The organism is Niveispirillum fermenti (assembly GCF_052474395.1).
Genome location: NZ_CP156679.1, coordinates 950,726 through 959,721, shown reverse-complemented (window position 1 = coordinate 959,721; position 8,996 = coordinate 950,726). Strand labels below are relative to the sequence as shown.

Sequence of the window (8,996 nt, the reverse complement as noted above, 5' to 3'; positions counted from 1 at the left end):
CGCCTTCATGCGGCGCGGCAGAGGGCTCCTTCACTGTCGGCTGGTGGATCCCGGTGCCGTTTCGCCCGGCCGGGCCCGGCCCGTCCCCGGCAATGTGACGCGGTCCCGGAAATGCAGCAGTTCGGCCACGAAGCTTCGGACCAGCCGGTTCTTCTGTGTGTCGGGGCGGAACAGCAGATAGGATTTGAACTGCACATCCGGCTTGAACGGCCGGAATACCAGCCCCCGGTCCGCATAGCCGTCGGCGGCAGCCGGGTTGACCAGACCTACCCCGACACCTTCCAGAGCCAGGGCGCAGATCGTGCCGGCGCTGGGGGTTTCCACGATGATTTCGGGTCTGGCACCGGCATTTTCCATGATCTCGGTGATCCTGTGGCGGGCCCGGTCTTCCGGTGCCAGCGCGATGAAGGGCTGACCGTCCAGATCGGACGGCCCCACCATGGACCGCGTCGCCAGCGCATGGCCGGGCGGGATCGCCAGCACGGCCCGGAAACTACTGAAGATACGATGCTCCACCCCGGAAAGGTCGACCTCGTCGGCGGCGATGCCGATATCGAACTGCTGATTGGCGACAAGGTCGCGTACCGACGAGGATGACAGGACCTGAAGGGTGATGGCGATATGCGGGTTCTTCTGCCGGAAGGTGTGAACGGCCTTCGGCACAAGTGTGGAACCGAACGCTGCCATGCTGGCGATGCGCAGACTGCCCGATCCGAAATCCCGGATGCGGGCGGCCGATGCGCGCAGGCGGTCCAGTCCGATGAAGCTGCTGTTCACGTCACGGAAGAACATCTGTCCTTCCGGTGTGGGCACCAGCCTGCCCTTTATCCGGTCGAACAGCCCGAAACCCAGGCTTTCCTCCAGCTCCACCAGCGCGCGGCTGACGGCCGGCTGGGTGATGCGCAGCAGTTCGGCTGCCCGCGATGCCGAACCGCTGATCATCGTGGCGCGATAAATTTCCAACTGGCGGAAATGCATGGCAGTGGGTCCGGGATGGGGAGGGGTATAAGGTCTATGCATGGACCTGTGTGATCAGGTCAATTGAATTTGTACCCTTATGCCCACACATTCGTGTAGTCAACATCACGAGGAACGTCATGCGCGACCTGTCCCGGTGCGTCATCCACCCCGCCGTTTCGCACGAAGGTTTCGCCAGTCTGGGCGTGCCGACCTATCGCGCTTCCACCATCGTTTTCGAGGACGCCAAGTCCTATACGAACCGCAAGTATCGGGGGCCGGACGGCTATACCTACGGCCTGCATGGCACGCCGACGACCCGCACCCTGGAAGCACAGCTTTCAGCGCTGGAGGGGGGGGAGCGGACGGTGATCGTGCCGTCGGGTCAGGCGGGTATCACCATCGTCTTCCTGACGGTGCTGCTGCCGGGCGACCATGTGCTGATCCCGGATACGGCCTATCCGCCCTGCCGGGGTTTCTGCGAGAATTACCTGAAGCCGCGGGGTGTGGAATACACGGTCTATGATCCGCTGATCGGCGCGGGGATCGCGGCGCTGATCAAGCCGAATACCAGGCTGATCTGGATGGAAAGCCCCGGTTCCACGACCATGGAATTCCAGGATGTGCCCGCCATCGTGAAGGTCGCGAAGGATCGCGGCATCCTGACCGGATGCGACAATACCTGGGCCACGCCGCTGCTGTTCAAGCCGCTGGCCCATGGGGCGGATTTCTCGTCGGAGGCCCTGTCCAAATATGTCGGCGGCCATTCCGACCTGCTGATGGGGTCGATCAGCGTCAAGGATGTGGCCCTGTTCCGCCGGATGAAGGACACGATGCGCATGATCGGCATCGGCGTGTCGCCGGATGATTGCGGGCTGGCCCTGCGCGGGTTGGAGACGATGGGCGTGCGCATGCGCCATGCCGGTGCGGTGGCGACCGAGTTTGCCCGCCGTCTGGTGGAACTGCCGGCGGTGGAGCGGGTGCTGCACCCGTCGCTGCCCACCTGTCCGGGGCATGAGATCTGGAAACGGGATTTCGCAGGCGCGTCCGGCGTCTTCTCCGTCGTGCTGAAGCCGCCGGCCAACGCGGTGATCGAAGAGGCATTCGGCGTTCTGAAGACCTTTGCCATCGGCGCATCCTGGGGCGGCACGCGCAGTCTTGTCGTGCCCATGGCGATCAAGGCCGACCGGGTGGCGACCAACTGGACCGACGAGGGCCTGATCCTGCGCATCTCCATCGGGATGGAAGATCCGGAGGACCTGTGGACCGATCTGGAGGCGCTGTTCGCGGCGCTGGCCATTCCCGTCCTGGGTGGTTGAGGCGACAAGCGGGGAGGGCGGGCCCATGCGAGGGATCGGCAAGCGGCTTCTGGCGGGGGTGTGCCTGTTGGCACTGGCCGCCTGCGGCCAGCCGGCGGCGGAGCGGAAGCAGACGGCAAGTGGCCCGGCGGGCGGCACGCTGAAGGCCGTGCGTGATCGCGGTTACGTCAATTGCGGGGCCAGCACGGGCACGGTGGGATTTGGCGCACCGGACAGCCATGGCTATTGGCGCGGGCTGGACATCGAGACCTGCCGCGCCGTGGCGGCCGCCGTGCTGGGCGACAAGGACAAGGCGCGCTTCGTGCCCCTGACGGGGCAGCAGCGCCTGACCGCCCTGCAAAGCGGGGAGATCGACATTCTGCCCCGCACCACCACCTGGACCCTGTCGCGCGACGCCAATGGCGTGAATTTCACCCTGCCCAATTACTACGACTATGACGGGATCATGGTCCGCCGGGACAGGGGCGTGACCAATTCGCGTGAACTGGACGGTGCGTCGGTCTGTGTGCAGACCGGATCGACGACGGAGGTGACCTTCACCAATCTGATGGCGTCCGTGGCGCCGAACCTGAAGGCCGTGATCTTCGACAGCACGCAGGCGACAAGGCAGGCGTTCTTTTCCGGCCGCTGCGACGCGCTGATTACGGATGCGTCGGGCCTGGCCTCGGTCCGCGCCACCATGGCCAGCAACCCGGACGATTTCATCATCTTCCCGGCGGATGGCAAGCTGTCCCCCCTGACACCGGCCGTGCGGCATGGCGACGACCAATGGTTCGACATCGTGAAATGGTCGTTCCAGGCGCTGCTGATGGCCGAAGAACTGGGCATCGATCAGGCCAATGTCGATGAGATGCGGCAAAGCCAGGACCCGACCATCCGCCGGTTCCTGGGCGTGGAGCCCGGCAATGGCGCGGCACTGGGCCTGGACGAGGAATGGACGTACCGCATCGTCAAGCAACTGGGCAATTACGGTGAGATGTTCGACCGCAATGTCGGTGCCGGCAGCCCGCTGAAGCTGGATCGTGGTCCCAACCGCCTGTTCCGCGATGGGGGCCTGATGGTTCCCATGGCATTCAATTAAGGGGGGCGGGGATGACGAGCCTTTCCGCCCTTTTCCATGACACCCGCACCCGGCACATCTTGCTGCAGGCCCTGCTGCTGACGGCGGTTGCCGGTGGTGTCGGCTGGCTGGTTCACAATACCGCCAGCAATCTGGATGAACGCGGCATTACCGGCGGCTTCGGCTTTCTGGAACGGGCCGCGCGCTTTCCCATCGCGGAAAGCATCATCAATTACCGCCCCACCGACAGTTTCGGGTGGGCCTTCCTGGTGGGGTTGGGCAATACGCTGTTCCTGGCCGTGACCGTGGCACTGACGGCGACCTTCCTGGGCCTTGGCGTGGCGCTGGCCCGTCGGTCGGCCCACCCGCTGACCAGCGGGGCCGCCACGGCCTATGTGGAGGCGATGCGCAACACGCCGCTGGTCGTGCAATTGCTGTTCTGGTACGCGCTGCTTACCCTGGGTCTGCCCAATATCCATGCGGCCTTCATGCCCCTGGACGGTGTGATCCTGGCCGATCGGGGGCTGTACCTGCCCCGGCCTGTGATCATGGGTGACAAGGGACCGTTCCTGGTTTCGCTTTTGCTGGGGCTGGCGGGTGCTTTGGCCGCATGGCGGTATGGCCGGATGCAGCGGTTGCGCACGGGCATTTCCAATCATTATGGCCGGATCGGCCTGGTTTCCGCCCTGCTGCTGGCGGGTCTGGCCTGGGTTTCCTCCGGCCTGTCGCTTGTGCTGGACCGGCCCGTCATCGGGCGGTTCAATCCGACAGGCGGCATCGGCCTGTCGCCGGAATTCACGGCGGTATTCGCGGGCCTTCTGCTCTATTCCGCCGCGTTCATCGGGGAAATCATCCGCGGTGGCATCGACGCGGTGGACAAGGGCCAGTGGGAGGCGGGGCGGGCGGTTGGCCTGACTGAACGCACGATATTGCGCCTGATCATCGTCCCGCAGGCCCTGCGTGTGATCATCCCGCCCATGACCAGCCAATATATCAACATCACCAAGAACACGACCCTGGCCCTGGCTGTCGGTTACCCCGACATCGCCCTGGTGGCGGCCACGACCATCAACCAGACAGGCCAGGCGGTGGAAGGCATCCTGATCCTGATGCTGGTCTTCCTGACCATCTCCATCACCGCCTCACTGTTCATGAACTGGTACAACCGGCGGATCGCCCTGGTGACGCGATGACGGATATGACCCAACCCACGCCCGTCTTCGTGCGCACGGCACCCACCCCGGCCCGCGCAGCCCCCCTGGCCGAACGCCGGCCCCTATGGCGCCTGCTGTTTGGTGACATGGTCAGTGCCGGCATGACCCTGATCGGGCTGCTGGGGCTGGCCTGGATGCTGCCGCATCTTCTGTCCTGGGCCGTGATCAATGGTGTATGGGCCGGCGCGGGCGCTGAATGCCGGCAGGCCGGCGCCTGCTGGGCCTTCCTGGCCGAAAAATATCCGCAGATCCTGTTTGGCATCTATCCCCCGGCCGAACAATGGCGGCCCATCGCCGTCTGCGTCCTGATCCTGGGTCTGGGATTATGGAGCCTGCCGCCGCGTAACTGGACGAAGCTGACGCTGGGCCTGTGGGTGGGCGGCATGCTGGGCAGCCTTGTCCTGATGGGCGGCGGCGTTCTGGGGTTGAGGCCGGTGCCGACATCGGCCTGGGGCGGGCTTCCCGTCACGCTGCTGCTGACCGTCTGGTCGCTGGGGCTGGGTTTTCCGTTGGCCGTGCTGCTGGCGCTGGGCCGGCGGGCCAGCCTGCCCGTGCCCCGATACCTCTCCATCGGCATCATCGAGCTGATCCGGGGCCTGCCGCTGCTGTCGCTGCTGTTCATCGCGTCGATCCTGCTGCCCATCATGCTGCCGGAGGGGGTGAGCATCGACAAGCTGGCCCGTGCGCTGGCCGCCATGACCCTGGTATCGGCCGCCTATATCGCCGAAGTGCTGCGTGGCGGGCTGCAGGCCATTCCGAAGGGCCAGACGGAAGCGGCTGCCGCGCTGGGCTTGAACTGGCGGCAGACGACCCGCCTGATCGTGCTGCCACAAGCGATTGCCAAGGTCATCCCGCCGCTGACCAGCACCGTCATCGTCATGGTCAAGAATACCAGCCTGGTCCTGGTGGTCGGCCTGTTCGACCTGTTGAGCGCGGGCCGCGCAGCACTGGCCGATCCCGACTGGCCGGCACCGTTTGCCGAGACCTACCTGCTGATCGCGCTGATCTATTTCACGATCTGCTTTTCCATCTCCCGCTATGCGCGCTGGCTGGAAACGCGGATGTCCAAGGGGAACCGCCGATGAACGCCGTGGAACTGTCCCGCGTCAATAAATGGTATGGCGACTTTCATGTCCTGCGCGACGTGGACCTGACCGTGGCCAGGGGGGAGCGGATCGTGATCTGCGGCCCGTCCGGGTCCGGCAAATCCACCCTGATCCGCTGCATCAACCGGCTGGAGGAACATCAGGCCGGAAAGATCGCGGTGGAGGGCACGGAGCTGACCGGCGATGCCCGCAGCGTGGAGGCGGTCCGCCGCCGTGTCGGCATGGTGTTCCAGCAGTTCAACCTGTTCCCGCACCTGACCATCCTGGAGAACTGCACGCTCGCCCTGACCCAGGTGAAGCGCATGCCCAAGGCACAGGCGGAAGAGATCGCCATGGCCTATCTCACCCGCGTGCGCATCCCCGATCAGGCGCGCAAATTCCCCGGTCAATTGTCGGGCGGTCAACAGCAGAGGGTGGCCATCGCACGCGCCCTGTCGCTGTCGCCGGAGATCATGCTTTTCGACGAACCGACCAGCGCGCTTGACATGGAAATGGTCAAGGAGGTGCTGGACATCATGGTCGAACTGGCCGGTGAGGGCATGACCATGCTGTGCGTCACGCACGAGATGGGCTTCGCCCGGCAGGTGGCCGACCGCGTCATCTTCATGGATGCCGGCCAGATCGTGGAAGCCGCAAAGCCGGCTGATTTCTTTACAAATCCGCAGCATGAGCGGACCCGGACGTTCCTGGGCCAAGTGCTGCATTGACGGGAATGACAATGCCAGCCCGACAGGCACCGCCATGATCTCATAAACCCGCCATCACCCCGACCGCATCGGACCTTTTTTCCACGGAAGCCCGCCTTCCGTGAACGGGCAAGCCTTGCCCGAAGCCCCAGGCGCGTTCCGAAGACAGCCGCAAGAGCCGTCGTCAAGCCACCGACCAACCAGATCAACAGGGAACCTTCATCATGGGAAACAAACTGAAGCATCTGACATTCACCGGCGTCTCCGCTCTGGCGGTGCTGGCGGTATCGCCCGCGCTGGCGCAGCCGGCGGACCTGGAGGAGATCATCGTCATCGGCTCACGCTTCGAGCCGCGTATCGTGACGCAGAGCCCGACACCGATCGACAGCATCTCAGCCGATGAACTGACGCGCGGCGGTGCGCCCGACCTGCAAAGCATGCTGAAAGTGGCCGTGCCCAGTTTCAGCACGCCCCGCCCCGCGGCGGCGGGCTCATTGGACTTCCTGACGCCGCCCACCATGCGCGGCCTGTCCACGGGGCAATTGCTGGTGCTGATCAATGGTAAACGCCGGCACACGGCGCCGGACCTGAACGGCAGCAGCCAGATCGGCCGCGGCGACGTGGCCTATGATTTCAATTCCATCCCGGCTGCCGCCATTTCGCGGGTGGAGGTGCTGCGCGACGGTGCGGCCGCGCAATATGGCTCGGATGCCATTGCCGGCGTGCTGAACGTGCAGCTTGCCAGGGGTACGGACGGGTTCGCGTCCGCCCGGTTCGGTCTCACCGAGAAGGGCGATGGTGAACATACTGAAATCGCCGTCGCCAAGGGGATCGAACTCGGCGATGACGGCTTCCTTCGCCTGACGGTCCAGTATCAGGATCATAATGCCAGCGACCGCGCCGCGCCCGATACGCGCCAGCAATATTTCGGCCGCAACGCCGCCGGGGCCCTCGTCATGCCGTCGGGCAATTACGGGTCGGGTACCGGATTGACCCCGTCCAGCGGTACGCTGGACCCGCGCGAAGCCACGGTGGACCGTGATATCTGGAAGTTCGGTGACCCGAAATATGAAAACCTGTCCCTGTTCCTGAACGCGGAAAAGCCGCTGACCGATGGCATCACGGCCTATGCGTTCGGGGGTTACAGCCGGTTGAAGGGCAACAGCTTCAATTTTTTCCGCCGTGCCGGCCAGGATGAGACGGTACGGGCCATTTATCCCGACGGGTTCCTGCCCTTGCAGGAGATCGAGATCACCAACGGTTCCGGTGCCTTCGGTCTGAAGGGTGATGATCTGGCGGGGTTCGGCTGGGATCTGTCCAGCGCCTATGGCGGAATGTCAGCTTCGTGAATGGCCAGCCGCTGCGCATCCGGGCCGTGTCTGTGAACCATCCCACGGCCCCGCTGATCGGCGCCACGGCACTGAAGCCGGAGAAATCGGACAATATCTCCACCGGCGTGGTGTTCTCCATGGATGGTTTCGATGCCACGGTCGATTACTACCGCATCAAGATCGAAGACCGCATTGCCATGTCGTCCAACTTCCAGTCCACGACCCTGACCAGCATGCTGGCGGCCCAGGGCTATCCGGGGGTGGGGGCGGTTTCCTTCCTGACCAACGCCGTGGACACCACAACCAAGGGCGTGGATGTGACCCTGCGTTACCGCCACGATCTGGATGAGTGGGGCACCCTGACCGGCATGCTGGCCGCCAATTTCAACGATACCAAGTTCGACCGTATCGCTGGCACGCCCGCCCCGCTGGCCGCCATTGGAATCAATACGGTCCTGTTCGACCTGTCGCAGCAGGTGCGTTTCACCGACAGCATGCCCAAGGACAAGATCACCGCCAGCCTGAACTGGCAGAAGGATGCGCTGCGCCTGAACCTGTCCGGCACTCGCTATGGGGAAGTGGCGCAGGTGGCCCTGACCAACCGTACCCCGGCCCAGGTGGCGGCCCTGACCCCCGGCTACAAGGTGAAGCTGGTGCCGGCGGCGCCCGGCTCGGCCAATTCCGACATCATCCAGTATTTCCGTGCCGACATCGTGGTGGATTTCGAGGCGGGCTATGACCTGACCGATGATTTCAGCCTCTCCGCCGGTGTGTCGAACCTGTTCGACAAATATCCGGGAAAGCAGATCGCCTCGACCGCTGCCTCCGTTGCCGCCGGCACCAATGGCGCCGACAATAACGGCATCTTCCCCTACGCCTATATCGCGCCCTATGGCGTCAACGGCCGGTCCTTCCATGTGAAGGCCACTTACCGGTTCTGATCCCCAGCCCTTCAGGAGAAAGACCATGCGTATCCATCGCCTGCTGCCGGCCGCCGCCCTGTCGCTGCTGCTGACCGTTCCCGCCATCGCCCATCCCAAGCTGGTCGCCGCCGATCCGGCGGCCGGCAGCACCGGTCCGGCCCCGTCCACCCTGTCGCTGTCCTTTTCGGAGAAGCTGACGCCGGGTGCGGCCACCGTCACCCTGTCGCCCGCCCCCGGCGGCGGGGTTATGGTGGCCGACGGGGCGGACGGACAGTCGCTGACCGTGACGCCCCAAGGTCCCCTGGCTGCCGGCACCTACAAGGTGGACTGGACGGTGGTGGCCGCCAATGGCCATCAATCGACCGGAAGCTATCAGATCACCGTCAAGTAAAGGGACCCG

The 8,996-nt window shown here is 64.6% G+C and carries 9 protein-coding genes; 8 read left to right on the top strand and 1 reads right to left on the bottom strand.

Features of this window, described 5'->3' with window-relative positions:
- Positions 1-30: 30 nt before the first annotated feature.
- Positions 31-978, bottom strand: a complete 948-nt coding sequence (locus tag ABC728_RS08450) for a LysR substrate-binding domain-containing protein (protein WP_416621188.1) — start codon at positions 976-978, stop codon at positions 31-33.
- A gap of 119 nt (positions 979-1,097) precedes the next feature.
- Between ABC728_RS08450 and metC the strand changes: the two genes are divergently transcribed.
- The 8 genes from metC (at position 1,098) to ABC728_RS08410 (ending at position 8,987) form a co-directional block, all read left to right on the top strand.
- A complete protein-coding gene (gene metC / locus ABC728_RS08445) occupies positions 1,098-2,276 on the top strand; it encodes a cystathionine beta-lyase (protein ID WP_416621187.1) in 1,179 nt (392 codons plus the stop codon).
- 25 nt (positions 2,277-2,301) lie between these two features.
- The gene (locus ABC728_RS08440) at positions 2,302-3,357 is read left to right on the top strand and encodes an amino acid ABC transporter substrate-binding protein (protein ID WP_416621186.1); all 1,056 of its coding nucleotides are present in this window, start codon (positions 2,302-2,304) and stop codon (positions 3,355-3,357) included.
- 11 nt (positions 3,358-3,368) lie between these two features.
- Positions 3,369-4,529 (top strand): amino acid ABC transporter permease, encoded by a 1,161-nt coding sequence (locus ABC728_RS08435; RefSeq protein WP_416621185.1) that lies wholly within the window; start codon positions 3,369-3,371, stop codon positions 4,527-4,529.
- Complete coding sequence (locus tag ABC728_RS08430) at positions 4,526-5,635, top strand: amino acid ABC transporter permease (protein WP_416621184.1); 1,110 nt, start codon at positions 4,526-4,528, stop codon at positions 5,633-5,635. Before ABC728_RS08435 ends, ABC728_RS08430 begins: the two co-directional genes overlap by 4 nt.
- The gene (locus ABC728_RS08425) at positions 5,632-6,363 is read left to right on the top strand and encodes an amino acid ABC transporter ATP-binding protein (protein WP_416621183.1); all 732 of its coding nucleotides are present in this window, start codon (positions 5,632-5,634) and stop codon (positions 6,361-6,363) included. The genes ABC728_RS08430 and ABC728_RS08425 overlap by 4 nt, the downstream gene beginning before the upstream one ends.
- A 203-nt stretch (positions 6,364-6,566) precedes the next feature.
- The gene (locus ABC728_RS08420; protein ID WP_416621182.1) at positions 6,567-7,691 is read left to right on the top strand and encodes a TonB-dependent receptor plug domain-containing protein; all 1,125 of its coding nucleotides are present in this window, start codon (positions 6,567-6,569) and stop codon (positions 7,689-7,691) included.
- Positions 7,688-8,614: a TonB-dependent receptor domain-containing protein gene (locus ABC728_RS08415; RefSeq protein ID WP_416621181.1), complete on the top strand. Its 927-nt coding sequence runs from the start codon at positions 7,688-7,690 to the stop codon at positions 8,612-8,614. Before ABC728_RS08420 ends, ABC728_RS08415 begins: the two co-directional genes overlap by 4 nt.
- A gap of 25 nt (positions 8,615-8,639) precedes the next feature.
- Entirely contained in the window at positions 8,640-8,987 is a 348-nt protein-coding gene (locus ABC728_RS08410; RefSeq protein WP_416621180.1) for a copper resistance protein CopC, read from the top strand.
- The last annotated feature ends 9 nt before the right edge of the window (positions 8,988-8,996 follow it).

Bases quoted from the DNA above. Each gene is read 5' to 3' on its own strand.
- ABC728_RS08450 (WP_416621188.1), bottom strand. From the start codon at position 978: ATGCATTTCCGCCAGTTGGAAATTTATCGCGCCACGATGATCAGCGGT.
- metC (WP_416621187.1), top strand. From the start codon at position 1,098: ATGCGCGACCTGTCCCGGTGCGTCATCCACCCCGCCGTTTCGCACGAA.
- ABC728_RS08440 (WP_416621186.1), top strand. From the start codon at position 2,302: ATGCGAGGGATCGGCAAGCGGCTTCTGGCGGGGGTGTGCCTGTTGGCA.
- ABC728_RS08435 (WP_416621185.1), top strand. From the start codon at position 3,369: ATGACGAGCCTTTCCGCCCTTTTCCATGACACCCGCACCCGGCACATC.
- ABC728_RS08430 (WP_416621184.1), top strand. From the start codon at position 4,526: ATGACGGATATGACCCAACCCACGCCCGTCTTCGTGCGCACGGCACCC.
- ABC728_RS08425 (WP_416621183.1), top strand. From the start codon at position 5,632: ATGAACGCCGTGGAACTGTCCCGCGTCAATAAATGGTATGGCGACTTT.
- ABC728_RS08420 (WP_416621182.1), top strand. From the start codon at position 6,567: ATGGGAAACAAACTGAAGCATCTGACATTCACCGGCGTCTCCGCTCTG.
- ABC728_RS08410 (WP_416621180.1), top strand. From the start codon at position 8,640: ATGCGTATCCATCGCCTGCTGCCGGCCGCCGCCCTGTCGCTGCTGCTG.